This is a genomic window from Bathymodiolus platifrons methanotrophic gill symbiont, assembly GCF_002189065.1.
Classification (GTDB): domain Bacteria; phylum Pseudomonadota; class Gammaproteobacteria; order Methylococcales; family Methylomonadaceae; genus Methyloprofundus.
Genome location: NZ_BDMN01000064.1, coordinates 1 through 13,629 on the forward strand (window position 1 = coordinate 1; position 13,629 = coordinate 13,629).

Consider the following 13,629-nt stretch of genomic DNA (forward strand, 5'->3'; position numbering starts at 1 on the left):
TTTTCGACCGCCTCCAGGTTGTCTGATTCCTGTTATATCCCGTTCTAATTCGGTGAGTTCTTTTTTTCCTTGGCGGATAGTTTTTGGGTCACACTCTAATAAAGCTGAAATATAGTTAACGCCACCATGAGATAATTTTTCACTTTCAATGGCGGCATACCGTCGCTTATTTTTTTCACAAAGTGAGTCATAAAATTTCTTCATCGACTTTTCGATATTTTTTTTATAAGGAAATGACATAAGACAACCACTGAGTAATAAATTAAGATAACCTTAATTTAGGGGAGATATTTCATTATTCAAGCTTGGCTGCTTCAGGATGTTATTTCGTGCACATTCCTAAGGTACTTACATAATGCAGAAAACATTTATTGTTCTTTATCTAATAAAGCCTGCAGTTCATCAGGTAAAGGGGCGGTTAACCTCAGAATTTCACCACTGACTGGGTGTGCAAACTGTAATTTATGCGCATGCAAAAATAAACGTTTATAACCTCGTCGTTTAAAGGCCTTATTAATCTCCGTTTTACCATAGCGTTCATCACCGATGATGGCATGGCCTAACCATGCAGCATGTACCCTAATCTGATGGGTACGCCCTGTATATGGCGATGCTTCGACTAAAGTAGCACCCTGATACAAAGCCAGTTGCTTAAATAAAGTCTTAGATGGTTTTCCTGAAGAACTGATTTTTACCATACGCTGCCCACCCTGACTGACATTTTTTAGCAGGGGCTGGTCAACAATTAACTTTTTCTTTTCCCAGCGGCCATCCAGTAAAGCTAAATAACTTTTTTTAACACCATCCCCTCTAAAATATTCATGTAAAGTACGTAAGGCACTGCGTTTTTTAGCAATAATCAAACAGCCCGAAGTATCTCTGTCCAGGCGGTGAACCAATTCCAGAAAGTGACTTTCGGGGCGTAATTCACGTAATGCCTCTATGACTCCAGTACTAATGCCTGAGCCACCATGAACGGCAAATCCAGAAGGCTTATTTATCACTAAAATAGCATTATCTTCAAATATCACATCACGCTTCAGACAGGAAGTAAGATATGCAGGGGCAGAGATAAGCTCTTTTTCTTCAGCAACTCTAATAGGCGGAATTCTTACCAGATCCCCTAGAATTAATTTGCGTTTTGCATCACAACGCCCTTTGTTAATTCTGACTTCACCTTTACGAATAATGCGATAAATACGACTTTTGGGCACCCCTTTAAGCATTTTCATTAAGAAATTATCTAAACGTTGTCCTTCATGCGCATCGGTAATTTCAATGTAATGTACTTTAGGTACCGCTTTGTTATCTTCTGATTTCATAGCCCCATAATAGTAGAATTTACAGCTGTATACTATAAGTTTATTACATTCAACACTGTAACAGGTTATAATTGAAAAGTTATAGACAAAAAAATATTATAGTTTATACAAAGCTTGCTTTAAAGACTCTCTAATTCATGATGAATTATTAACAATAAAGTTATAAAACACTTATTGTTTTTGAGTGATACTAAATCATTGAAGCATAAACAGATTTTGGGTTTTTTCGCTCGACCCATGACGAGCGATACTCGACCTGATAAAGGCCGAACGATAAGATAAGACCGTGTGTTTGCGGCTATTCAATACAGACTGTAAGATCGCTGAAATATAACACCAGTAGAGCGCTACAACTATTTAGCCATGCTCCTGAACATGTGTTTTCAAATATACAGTCAATCACTTGATTGAAAGCCATCATGTACCTGCTATTGTTATTATGCAATACCTGAGTATCGAAACATGATGTTATAAGCACCATTTAGTTGCGTCCTTCTTTATACTTCTATGTTGTTGTGACTACTCGCATAGCATTTGCTATTGCATTATCACGCTCTGAGTTATAATAGATTGCCTGTTATTAGCTGTTCCAATAGCTAATAACAAACAACAAAACAAAGTCTTATTTATCTTTTGCACGGAATATCAGGATCAAGCAAGGATAATTTAATGAAAAGAATGCTTATCAACGCGACGCAGCCTGAAGAACTGCGTGTTGCATTGGTAGATGGTCAAAAGCTATATGATTTTGACATAGAACACCCTTCACAAGAACAAAAAAAATCTAATATCTACAAAGGTATTATTACCCGCATTGAACCAAGTCTGGAAGCAGCCTTTGTTAACTATGGTGTGGATAAACACGGTTTTTTACCCCTTAAAGAAGTTTCACCCAGCGCGGTTAATTCTGACGACCCAAACCTGAGTCGTGCAGCAATAAAAGAACAATTAAAAGAAGGGCAAGAAGTTATTGTCCAGATTGAAAAAGAAGAACGCGGCAATAAAGGCGCGGCGTTAACGACTTATATTAGTCTGGCAGGAACCTATCTGGTTTTAATGCCTAACAACCCACGAGCAGGTGGCATTTCTCGACGCATAGAAAGCGAAACACGTAATGAATTACGTGATGCCATGGCAGGCTTAGAAGTCCCTGAAGATATGGGACTTATCGTACGCACTGCTGGTTGCGGAAAAAGCACCGAAGAATTACAGTGGGATTTAAACTATCTACTACAACTATGGGAAGCGATTGACCGCTCCTCAAAAGAACAAAGCAATCCATTTCTTATTTTTCAGGAAAGCAACGTCATTATTCGTGCTTTACGTGATCATTTACGTGCAGATATAGATGAGATCCTGATTGATAAAGAATCGTCCTTTAAGTTAGTGTATAACTTCCTAAAACAGGTTATGCCGCATTACCTTAGTAAAGCTAAGTTATACAACGACGCTGTTCCTCTGTTTAATCGCTATCAGATAGAATCTCAAATTGAGACAGCTTATAGTCGCGAAGTTCCCCTACCTTCTGGTGGAGAACTTGTCATTGATCACACCGAAGCTCTAACTTCAGTCGATATCAACTCTGCACGCTCTACCAAAGGTAGCGATATTGAAGAAACCGCCCTGAATACCAATCTGGAAGCTGCAGATGAAATTGCACGGCAGTTAAGATTACGCGATCTGGGTGGTTTGTTTGTTATTGATTTTATCGATATGCTAGCAAATAAAAACCAGCGTGCTGTGGAAAACAGATTACGTGATGCCTTAAAAATTGACCGCGCACGCGTGCAAACCAGTCGTATTTCACGCTTTGGTTTATTAGAAATGTCACGCCAAAGACTACGCCCTTCTCTTGGCGATACTACCCAGCTTACCTGCCCACGCTGCAATGGCCAGGGTGAAATTCGTAACGTTGAATCAGTTGCTTTATCGGTATTGCGTATCCTGGAAGAAGAAGCAATGAAAAATGGCACCGAAAAAGTCATTGCTCATTTACCTATCGAATGCGCCACCTTCTTGTTAAATGAAAAGCGCCCTTCTATCGATCAAATTGAATCTCGCTTAAAAGTACGCATTATTGTCTTACCAAGCAAGCATTTAGAAACACCTGCTTATGATATAGAGCGTATTAAAAATAAAGACGACGATGGCAGCGAAGAATCCGCCAGTTATACTCAGATAAAAGCGGAAGATACTGCATTACCTGAATTTGCCAGACAAACTGCACCTAAAGTTGAGCAAGCTGTTATTAAAGAGTTTTTACCTGATGCTCCAGCACCGGTTCAAAACAAAAAGACATCGGCAGGTCTAATCAATCGCTTCTGGACTAAACTTATCGGCTCCTCTGCCGAAACAGCAGAAGTGTCGACTAAAACAACAGAAAAGAGCGATAAAACGGTTAAACCTCAGGGTGAAAAGCAGCAGAATAACCGCAGAAACCCTAATAACCGTAGAAATTTAAATAATAGAAATCGTAATAGAAACCCGAACAATCGTGATCGTAACAACTCACAAAAGAATAAGCCAGCCAACGGCAATACCACCACTCAAAACTCCACTCCAGAAAAAAAGAGCAAAGAGCCATCGGTAAAATCGCCTGAAGCTAATACTGAAACAGGTGAGCCTAAACCAAGAAACCAGAATAGAAAACCAAACCGCAGAGGCTACAATAGAAAGCCAAGAGCGGCAAAGCCAGGCTCAGAGGAAAGTAATGTTAGCAATAAGCCAACGCCTGCTAAAGATGACAATACAACCGTAAAGCAACAGGAATCAAAAGAAGCACAACCAAACTTCAATAAAAATCCTGAAGCTCAGTCTTATGCAGCAAATTATCAAAAAAATATTTCAGCCGCTAAGTCAAGTTCAGAACCGGCACCTGCAGCTGCAGCTGATAAGCATGCCGCCAAAACTGAAGACTAAGTAGCAATTTTTGACGGAAGCTTTCTTGAGAAGCTAACAATATAAAAGGGCATAGAACAGAAAACCATACTGCCTATGCCCTTTCCTTTTAATTTCTGTCTTTAGTGGAATTTATCTGCTAAGATTGAAAAAATTTACAGACTTTTTAGAGTATACAAGACCCATGGCAAAAGAAGATCAAATTGAAATGGAAGGTACGATTACCGAAACCCTCCCTAATACAATGTTTAGAGTTGAACTAGAAAACGGCCACGTAATAACGGCTCATATATCAGGAAAAATGCGCAAACATTACATTCGTATTTTGACTGGCGATAAAGTTAAAGTAGAAATGACACCTTATGATTTAACCAAAGGTCGTATTACATTTCGTATGCGCTAAGCTTAGGTACCTTAGGCTAAACGCATACTCCCCGAGTGTTAATTATTCTCCTCCGAAATACTTAGCTGTTTGCTTTTGATAGTAAATGCTAATTCCTTATTCTGCACAGTCACATGGACATGCCCACCTTGCTCCAGTTTGCCGAATAATAAATCATTTGCCAAAGGCTTTTTGATTTTATCCTGAATCAAGCGAGCCATCGGTCTCGCTCCCATTTTGGGGTCACAACCGTGCTCTGCTAGCCAAAGCCTCGCTTCAGCATCAAGACTCAAGGTTACATTTTTTTCCAATAACAATGTTTCCAGTTCAAAAATAAACTTGTCTACAACATTTCCTATAATCGCTATATCCAGCGGCTTAAATTGAATAATCGTATCCAGGCGATTCCTGAACTCAGGGGAAAAGGATTTTTCAACAACCCGTATGCTATCACTGGAGTGCTCTTGCTGAGTAAAACCAATCGAAGCACGACTTCCCTCTTCAGCCCCAGCATTAGTAGTCATAACCAGAATAATATTTCGAAAATCAGCTTTACGACCATTATTATCCGTTAATGTACCGTGATCCATCACCTGTAAAAGCAAATTAAACACATCTGGATGCGCTTTTTCCAGCTCATCTAATAATAGCACCGCATGTGGGTGCTTATTAACCTGCTCAGTCAATAGGCCACCCTGGTCATAACCCACATAACCAGGAGGTGCTCCAATCAAACGTGATACCGTATGGCTTTCCATATATTCAGACATATCGAAGCGAATTAACTCAACTCCCATCAGCTTAGCTAATTGTTTTGTTACTTCTGTTTTCCCAACACCGGTAGGTCCAGCAAATAAAAATGAACCAATAGTTTTACTAACATCACGCAAGCCTGCTCTGGATAGTTTAATAGCAGAGGATAAAGCGGCAATAGCCTCATCCTGGCCAAATACTAACATTTTCAGATTCTTTTCAAGATTTTTTAACTTATTCTGGTCATTACTTGAAACTGATTTAGCTGGAATTCGAGCAATTTTAGCGACAACCTCTTCAATGGCATGCGCATCAATCAATAAATTTCGTTCATCATTAGGCACTAAACGCTGTTTAGCTCCCGCCTCATCAATTACATCTATGGCTTTATCGGGTAAAAATCGATCACTGATATGACGATCTGATAACTCGGCAGCAACACGCAAACTTTCCAGAGTATATTTAAGCTCATGATGTTCCTCAAAACGACTTTGCAGACCTTTTAAAATCTGAAATGTCTCATCAACTGTTGGCTCTATCACATCAATTTTCTGAAAACGTCGCACCAAAGCATGATCTTTTTCAAAAATGCCCCGATACTCCTGATAAGTTGTTGAACCAATACAGCGCAGTTGACCAGATGCCAGTGCGGATTTAATTAAGTTGGATGCATCCATGACTCCCCCAGAAGCTGAACCGGCACCAATAATAGTGTGAATCTCGTCAATAAATAAAATAGCATTAACATCTTTTTGTAACTGGTTCATCAAAGCCTTAAGACGCTTTTCAAAATCACCACGATATTTGGTGCCAGCCACTAAAGCCCCTAAATCTAGAGAATAAATAACACAGTTATGTAAAATCTCGGGGATATCTTCCTCAACAATTTTCTTTGCCAGGCCTTCGGCAATGGCTGTTTTACCAACACCCGCCTCACCCACTAACAAAGGATTATTCTTCCGGCGTCGACACAGAACCTGAACAGTACGCTCTAATTCAAGCTCACGACCTATTAAGGGATCTATCTTCCCTTCTATCGCTTGCTGGTTAAGGTTCATTGTATATTTATCTAATGGACTCTCTGTCACTTCCTGCTCGACACCACCAGCATTTTCTTTTTGCTCTGGAGCCTCCAGCCCAGCTTTTGACATGCCATGAGATAAATAATTCACAACATCCAGCCGTTGAATATCCTGTTTATTTAACAAATACACGGCATGTGAATCCTGCTCACTAAATAATGCAACCAATAGATTCGCACCATCGACTTCTTTTTTATCAGAAGCCTGCGCATGAAAAACCGCCCGCTGTAACACTCGTTGAAAACCTAAAGTCGGCTGAGTTTCTCTCTTACCCTCCACCGATAATAAACTGATTGTTTCATCAATAAACTGCGCTAAATCGCCACGCAAAGTCGGTGTGTCGCAAGCACAAATAGATAAAACCTGCAGCGCACTATCGTTGTCTAATAATGCCAGTAACAAATGCTCTACCGTAATAAATTCATGACGCTTTTCATGCGCAGATACAAAAGCTAGATTTAATGTTACTTCAAGATCTTTACTTAACATAACAAATACTCCTCAGGCTCATTAGGCTTCTTCCATAGCACACATTAAAGGGTGCTGATTTTCGCGAGAATAATTATTAACTATCTCAACTTTTGTTTCTGCGACATCTTTAGAAAAAACCCCACAAATCCCCATACCTTGTGTATGTACATGCAACATAACCTGTGTTGCAGCATCTTCCGTCATTGAAAAAAAGTCAACTAGCACCTCAATAACAAAATCCATTGGAGTAAAGTCATCATTAAGTAAAATGACTTTAAACAATAGTGGTTTTTTTAATTTAGGCGTCGCTTCTTGTACTGCTAACGCATCATCATGGTCTTCGGATGGACTAAATTCACTCATCTCTTTCTACAATTCAAATAATAATCTATTAAGCATTTAATATTGAGGTCTAATCCTCAATTTCAATAGTATTATAAAGTATAATAGCCGTTACACGATTAGACTACAGCCTTTTTTAAAACTAAAGGAAAATTCATGGTTTGGAAACCTCATGTAACAGTTGCAGCTATCATTGAGCGCGATCATCGTTTTCTTTTGGTTGAAGAGGAAACAGAGTATGGTTTAGCATTCAACCAGCCTGCTGGACATTTAGACCCCGGTGAAAGCCTTATCGATGCAGTCCAACGAGAAGTTAGCGAAGAAACTGCCTGGCAGTTTACGCCAGAATATCTTACCTCAATACAACTGTGGCGAAAAAATACCGAATCCCCAAGTTTTCTTAGAGTGTGTTTTGTAGGCACATGTCATAATCACCAGCCTGAGCAAGCACTTGATGACGGCATTATAGCCACACACTGGTTAACACGAGAAGAAATTCTCTCCAAAAAATCTCAATTACGCAGTCCTTTAGTGTTAACAACGATAGACCAATATTTAGCTGGTGAGCGTTATCCGCTCGCCTTATTAAAAACTTTTTTAGATTTAGAATAATGAGTAAAAATATTATCGTCGGCATGTCAGGCGGAGTCGATTCTTCAGTAACCGCCGCTTTGTTATTAGAACAAGGTCATCAAGTGACTGGCGTGTTTATGAAAAACTGGGACGAAGATGACGGTACCGATGAATGCACTGCTCTGGAAGACCTGGCTGATGCACAACAAGTATGCGATACGCTTGGGATTGAATTAAAAACTGTTAATTTTGCCAGTGAATACTGGGATGAAGTTTTTGAAGTTTTTCTTGCCGAATTTGCTGCGGGGCGCACCCCAAACCCGGATATACTCTGCAACAAGCACGTCAAATTTAAAGCTTTTTTAAATTATGCAACGGAAGACCTGGGAGCTGAATATATCGCAACGGGGCACTATGCACGAGTTAGTGAAAAAGATGGAGAATACTTTTTACTCAAAGGTCTAGACCCGAGTAAGGAACAAAGTTATTTTTTATATACATTAGGCCAACAAGCCTTATCGAAAACATTATTTCCCATTGGCCATCTGCATAAAACAGAAATTCGTAAAATGGCCGAAAAATACGGCTTTGCTAATCATCATAAAAAAGACAGTACCGGAATTTGTTTTATTGGTGAACGAAAATTCAAAGAATTTCTGCAGCGTTATTTACCCACTCAACCCGGTGAAATACGTACCCCTGAAGGACAGTATATCGCTAAACACTCAGGTCTGATGTATTACACCTTCGGGCAACGTCAGGGACTTGGTATTGGTGGTGTTAAAAATGCGCCGGATGAACCCTGGTATGTACTGGATAAAGATTTAGACAACAATATTTTAATAGTGGGTCAGGGCCATAATCATCCATTAATGCTGCATAACACATTAGAAGCAAATCAATTAGACTGGTGTAGTAACCAACCACTAACAGAAATCATTCAATGCGGCGCAAAAACCCGTTACCGGCAAGCTGATCAGCCTTGTACTGTTATTCCTTTAGCTGATAATAGAATAAAAGTTGTATTTGAACAGCAACAGCGTGCGATTACTCCGGGTCAGTCGGTAGTATTTTATGATGGTGAAGTATGCCTGGGTGGTGGAGTTATTGAAGCTAAATATAATGCCTAACCTTTATTCCTGGGTACCCTAAGCTAAGTACTCACGAAGACACATTTAACATATGTGTAGGATGATGGGTAGAATGAAATGCCTGTTTTTAGGCACGAAATGAAACCCATCAAACATACGAACATTGATGGGTTTCGCAAAAAGACGCTCTAAATAACTGAGTATAAATAAACTAACAAAATACAAAACATGCAGGAGTAAAAAAGCTTTAGCTTTTTTCTAGTGATAGCAATAGCTAAAGCTATTGCACTCCTCTTGTTACTCGTTAGTATTTATACTGTGCGAAATATAGCTTTAATAGAATTAAAGCTGACTTACATTTTCATATCACCTTTTTTATTCATCATCTTTTGATGGTGCTTTTGCATCATCTTTTTTTTCATTTGTCTCTTTTTTTCCTGATGATCTTTGATTACCTGCAGCTGCTCATCCATTAGAGCCTGTTTCTTTTTAGAGTTATTTTCATCACGCACTACCCACTAGGATTCACATAGAGCCATAATTTTTCACTTTCAATGGCGGCATACCGTCGCTTATTTTTTTCACAAAGTGAGTCATAAAATTTCTTCATCGACTTTTCGATATTTTTTTTATAAGGAAATGACATAAGACAACCACTGAGTAATAAATTAAGATAACCTTAATTTAGGGGAGATATTTCATTATTCAAGCTTGGCTGCTTCAGGATGTTATTTCGTGCACATTCCTAAGCTAAGTACTCACGAAGACACATTTAACATATGTGTAGGATGATGGGTAGAATGAAATGCCTGTTTTTAGGCACGAAATGAAACCCATCAAACATACGAACATTGATGGGTTTCGCAAAAAGACGCTATAAATAACTGAGTATAAATAAACTAACAAAATACAAAACATGCAGGAATAAAAAAGCTTTAGCTTTTTTCTAGTGATAGTGATAGCAATAGCTAAAGCTATTGCACTCCTCTTGTTACTCGTTAGTATTTATACTGTGCGAAATATAGCTTTAATAGAATTAAAGCTGACTTACATTTTCATATCACCTTTTTTATTCATCATCTTTTGATGGTGCTTTTGCATCATCTTTTTTTTCATTTGTCTCTTTTTTTCCTGATGATCTTTGATTACCTGCAGCTGCTCATCCATTAGAGCCTGTTTCTTTTTAGAGTTATTTTCATCCTGAATTCGGTCAGAAAGGTCATTTACTTGCAAAATATATTTTTGCTTATTCCTAGCCATTTTGTCTTTCATTTCTTCAGACATTTCCATGCCCATACCTTGACCAGAAGACTGTCCTTGTTGCATGTTCATGGGCTTTACTTTAGCAAATGCCGAAATACTTGCTGCTGACAGTACGAGAACTGCTATTGATTTGACTAGGTACTTCATAATTTAAACCTTATAATAAATTTAGTGGTAGTGCTTAGCACTATGTTAAGGAACGCTCCTTATTTTCCTTGATATAAACAATAACACTTTAGGGATAATTGAGCTATAAAATGCTATTTTACTCTTATATTATGTGATGAATTTCACTGCTGCAGGCTGGTACTTCATATTAACGATTAATTGCTTTTAACACAGCCTGCATGCTTTCATTGGCATCGCCAAATAACATACGGGTATTGTGATGTACGAATAGCGGATTTCCAACACCTGCATAGCCAGTTGCCATGCTACGTTTTAAAACAATGGTAGACCTGCTTTTCCAGCACTCTAATACCGGCATACCCGCAATAGGGCTGTTGGGATCGTCCAGTGCAGATGGATTGACAATATCATTAGCACCTATGACAATTGATACATCAACATTAGCAAAGTCCTCATTGATTTCATCCATTTCAAAGACTATATCGTAAGGAACTTTGGCCTCAGCCAATAAGACATTCATATGCCCAGGCATTCGACCCGCAACAGGATGAATTCCAAAGCGTACATTTTTTCCCTGCGCCCGTAATACTTTAGTGATTTCATTTACGGTATGTTGAGCCTGGGCGACTGCCATGCCATAGCCAGGGATAATCATAATGTTTTTTAGCATCAGATAATAATTGAGCAGTTTCCTGACTGTTTATAGGGATTACGTCACCCTCAACTTTGGCAGCTTCACCACCACTAACTGAACCAAATCCACCCGCTATAACACTAAAAAACTGGCGGTTCATGGCTCGGCACATAATATAACTTAAAATAGCACCACTACTCCCAACCAGAGCACCTGTTACAATTAATAAATCATTGCTTAACATAAATCCGGTTGCAGCTGCTGCCCAGCCCGAATAGCTGTTGAGCATGGAGACAACAACCGGCATATCTGTCCCACCAATTGCCATGACCATGTGCACTCCAAAAACAAAGGCAATCAGAGTCATTAAAATTAATGCACCAGTACCACCACCTGTTGCTGCAGCTGTTAAAAAGGCATCACCTAACCAGAGCGTGGCAAACAATAAGCCAAGATTCAACCAATGCCGGCCCGGTATCATAAAGGGTTTACCATCAATCCTTCCGCACAGTTTGCCAAATGCAATCACAGACCCTGAAAAGGTCACTGCTCCGATGAAAATACCAATAAAAACTTCAACTTCATGAATCGTTTTTTCAATACCTTCCAGCCCAAATGAACTATCTATAAAATTAGCATACCCGACTAGAACCGCTGCCATACCGACTAAACTGTGCATAATAGCAACCAGTTCAGGCATTTGTGTCATTTCAACTTTTATAGCAATCTTGGTGCCTATATAACCACCAATAGCTAAGGCAATGATGAGAATAATATAGGCACCAACTGTATCGCTTAATATAGTGGCAAATATAGCAATAGCCATTCCTGCCATACCATAATAATTCCCCCTGCGTGATGTTTCCTGATGACTTAAGCCGCTTAAACTTAAAATAAAAAGAATTGAAGCGACAACATAGGACATTATAATTAAACTTGGTGATATCATCTGACTGCTCCTATTTTTTAAACATTTCAAGCATGCGCCTGGTCACTAAAAAACCACCCGCAATATTGATTGAAGCAATAAGAATTGCTAGACCCGAGAGCAGCGTAATCATAAATCTCGGACTTGAGATTTGCACAACGGCACCAATAACGATGATGCCACTAATCGCATTGGTAACACTCATTAAGGGAGTATGCAGAGAGGCCGAAACATTCCAGATAACCTGATACCCAATAAAACAGGACAGCACAAATACCGTAAAGTGAGACATAAATGAAACTGGAGCAACCGAGCCTAAGGCAAATAATGCTCCGCCAATCAACGATATTGGTAATAATTGCTTGATGGGTTCAGGTATTAAGCTGGGTTTTACTGATTCTTCGGCTACTGCAGGTGCTTCAGTTTGAGGTGCTGGGGTAGCGGATACTGCGAGTGCTGGTGGTGGCCAACTTATCGTACCTTCTTTGATAACCGTGGTACCACGAATCACATCATCATCCATATTAACATCAATAATGCCATTTTTATCAGGGCATAATTCAGTTAATAAATGGCGTAGATTAGTCCCATAAAGTTGACTGGATTGCGCCGCCATTCTACTCGGTAAATCAGTATAGCCAATCAGTGTGACACCATGCTTAACAACCACCTTATCCTTTTCAGTCAGCGCACAGTTACCGCCCTGTTCTGCTGCAAGGTCAACAATAACGCTTCCAGGCCTCATGGTTTCAACCATCCCGGCAGTGATCAATTCTGGCGCAGGTCTCCCGGGAATCAATGCCGTGGTAATAATAATATCAACTTCCATTGCCTGCCTGGCAAATAAGTCCATTTCAGCTTCCAGAAACTCCTTAGACATGGTTTTAGCATAACCACCTGTTCCTGAACCGTCTTCAGCAAAATCCAGCATAAGAAATTCTGCATCCATACTTTCTATTTGCTCTTTTACCTCTGGCCGGGTATCAAATGCTCGCACAATGGCCCCCATACTTTTAGCGGTTCCAATGGCTGCCAAACCTGCAACGCCTGCACCAATAACCATTATTTTTGCAGGTGTTATTTTCCCTGCTGCAGTAATTTGTCCAGTAAAAAAACGGTCAAAGTGCTCAGCGGCTTCGATAACAGCACGATAGCCAGCAATATTTGCCATGGAACTCAAGGCATCCAGTTTCTGTGAGCGGGATAAACGAGGCACGCAGTCCATTGCCAAAACTGTCGCATTTTTATCCTGCAGTTTTTGCATTAAATCTTTATTCTGGGCCGGCCAGATAAAACAGATTAAATAACCACCTTTTGATAACAGTTTTGTTTCATCTATAGCCAACTCAGGATGTGTTTCCGGGGCCCGGACTTTAATGATGATATCAGCATTTTTCCATAAAGTTTTAGCTGTTTTTCTGATGGTACAGCCCACTTCCTTATAGGCTTCATCAGAAATATTAGCTAGCAGTCCTGCGCCACTTTCAATACTAACTTCAAAACCCTGTTGAATTATTTTTTCAGCAACATCCGGTGTCGTTGCAACACGCTTTTCACCCGGGTGAATTTCTTTTGGTATACCTATTTCCATGCCCGCCCCCTTCATTTTATAAAGATAAGTTGAATAGAGCTGAATCTGAGCATAAGAGATTGACGCGCTAAATTCAATCAATATTTGTTATCAAGCCCCTTTTGCTTAGGAATAAGCACGAAACAACTTCCCGATATTAATTATTCTTGAGGAATTGCACGGTAATACCA

General features: G+C 39.6%; 11 protein-coding genes and 2 pseudogenes. 4 read left to right on the forward strand and 9 right to left on the reverse strand.

Going from position 1 to position 13,629, the window contains the following annotated elements:
- Positions 1-240, reverse strand: a pseudogene (locus tag CDZ78_RS04270) (ISAzo13 family transposase); the annotation flags it as partial.
- A gap of 128 nt (positions 241-368) precedes the next feature.
- Positions 369-1,322 (reverse strand): 23S rRNA pseudouridine(955/2504/2580) synthase RluC, encoded by a 954-nt coding sequence (gene rluC, locus CDZ78_RS04275; protein WP_087868867.1) that lies wholly within the window; start codon positions 1,320-1,322, stop codon positions 369-371.
- Positions 1,323-1,991: 669 nt separating this feature from the next.
- On the opposite strand from rluC, the gene CDZ78_RS04280 reads away from it, so the two are divergent.
- Both CDZ78_RS04280 and infA read left to right on the forward strand, forming a co-directional pair.
- Positions 1,992-4,241 (forward strand): Rne/Rng family ribonuclease, encoded by a 2,250-nt coding sequence (locus CDZ78_RS04280; protein ID WP_087868868.1) that lies wholly within the window; start codon positions 1,992-1,994, stop codon positions 4,239-4,241.
- Between the two features lie 163 nt (positions 4,242-4,404).
- Entirely contained in the window at positions 4,405-4,623 is a 219-nt protein-coding gene (gene infA, locus CDZ78_RS04285; RefSeq protein WP_087868875.1) for a translation initiation factor IF-1, read from the forward strand.
- Between the two features lie 38 nt (positions 4,624-4,661).
- Here infA and clpA read toward each other — a convergent pair whose 3' ends face one another.
- Both clpA and clpS read right to left on the reverse strand, forming a co-directional pair.
- Positions 4,662-6,926, reverse strand: coding sequence for an ATP-dependent Clp protease ATP-binding subunit ClpA (gene clpA / locus CDZ78_RS04290; protein WP_087868869.1), 2,265 nt, complete (start codon positions 6,924-6,926; stop codon positions 4,662-4,664).
- Between the two features lie 21 nt (positions 6,927-6,947).
- A complete protein-coding gene (gene clpS / locus CDZ78_RS04295; protein WP_087868870.1) occupies positions 6,948-7,271 on the reverse strand; it encodes an ATP-dependent Clp protease adapter ClpS in 324 nt (107 codons plus the stop codon).
- Positions 7,272-7,406: 135 nt separating this feature from the next.
- On the opposite strand from clpS, the gene CDZ78_RS04300 reads away from it, so the two are divergent.
- Positions 7,407-7,862, forward strand: a complete 456-nt coding sequence (locus CDZ78_RS04300; protein WP_087868871.1) for an NUDIX hydrolase — start codon at positions 7,407-7,409, stop codon at positions 7,860-7,862.
- Positions 7,862-8,953 carry a tRNA 2-thiouridine(34) synthase MnmA gene (mnmA, locus tag CDZ78_RS04305; protein WP_087868872.1) on the forward strand — a complete coding sequence of 364 codons (1,092 nt, stop codon included), beginning with the start codon at positions 7,862-7,864 and terminating at the stop codon, positions 8,951-8,953. Before CDZ78_RS04300 ends, mnmA begins: the two co-directional genes overlap by 1 nt.
- A 314-nt stretch (positions 8,954-9,267) precedes the next feature.
- On the opposite strand, the gene CDZ78_RS21700 is transcribed toward mnmA, so the two are convergent.
- From CDZ78_RS21700 to CDZ78_RS04320, 5 genes and pseudogenes are all read right to left on the reverse strand, one after another.
- A complete protein-coding gene (locus CDZ78_RS21700; RefSeq protein WP_167374173.1) occupies positions 9,268-9,426 on the reverse strand; it encodes a hypothetical protein in 159 nt (52 codons plus the stop codon).
- Entirely contained in the window at positions 9,426-9,560 is a 135-nt protein-coding gene (locus CDZ78_RS23565) for a hypothetical protein (protein ID WP_280175539.1), read from the reverse strand. Before CDZ78_RS23565 ends, CDZ78_RS21700 begins: the two co-directional genes overlap by 1 nt.
- A gap of 401 nt (positions 9,561-9,961) precedes the next feature.
- Entirely contained in the window at positions 9,962-10,324 is a 363-nt protein-coding gene (locus CDZ78_RS04310) for a hypothetical protein (protein WP_087868873.1), read from the reverse strand.
- Between the two features lie 169 nt (positions 10,325-10,493).
- A pseudogene (pntB, locus tag CDZ78_RS04315) lies at positions 10,494-11,865 on the reverse strand (Re/Si-specific NAD(P)(+) transhydrogenase subunit beta).
- Positions 11,866-11,899: 34 nt separating this feature from the next.
- Positions 11,900-13,459 carry a Re/Si-specific NAD(P)(+) transhydrogenase subunit alpha gene (locus CDZ78_RS04320; RefSeq protein WP_087868874.1) on the reverse strand — a complete coding sequence of 520 codons (1,560 nt, stop codon included), beginning with the start codon at positions 13,457-13,459 and terminating at the stop codon, positions 11,900-11,902.
- Between the last annotated feature and the right edge of the window lie 170 nt (positions 13,460-13,629).

Bases quoted from the DNA above. Each gene is read 5' to 3' on its own strand.
- infA (WP_087868875.1), top strand. From the start codon at position 4,405: ATGGCAAAAGAAGATCAAATTGAAATGGAAGGTACGATTACCGAAACC.
- mnmA (WP_087868872.1), top strand. From the start codon at position 7,862: ATGAGTAAAAATATTATCGTCGGCATGTCAGGCGGAGTCGATTCTTCA.
- clpA (WP_087868869.1), bottom strand. From the start codon at position 6,926: ATGTTAAGTAAAGATCTTGAAGTAACATTAAATCTAGCTTTTGTATCT.
- CDZ78_RS04320 (WP_087868874.1), bottom strand. From the start codon at position 13,459: ATGGAAATAGGTATACCAAAAGAAATTCACCCGGGTGAAAAGCGTGTT.
- CDZ78_RS04280 (WP_087868868.1), top strand. From the start codon at position 1,992: ATGAAAAGAATGCTTATCAACGCGACGCAGCCTGAAGAACTGCGTGTT.
- CDZ78_RS23565 (WP_280175539.1), bottom strand. From the start codon at position 9,560: ATGTCATTTCCTTATAAAAAAAATATCGAAAAGTCGATGAAGAAATTT.
- clpS (WP_087868870.1), bottom strand. From the start codon at position 7,271: ATGAGTGAATTTAGTCCATCCGAAGACCATGATGATGCGTTAGCAGTA.
- rluC (WP_087868867.1), bottom strand. From the start codon at position 1,322: ATGAAATCAGAAGATAACAAAGCGGTACCTAAAGTACATTACATTGAA.
- CDZ78_RS04310 (WP_087868873.1), bottom strand. From the start codon at position 10,324: ATGAAGTACCTAGTCAAATCAATAGCAGTTCTCGTACTGTCAGCAGCA.
- CDZ78_RS04300 (WP_087868871.1), top strand. From the start codon at position 7,407: ATGGTTTGGAAACCTCATGTAACAGTTGCAGCTATCATTGAGCGCGAT.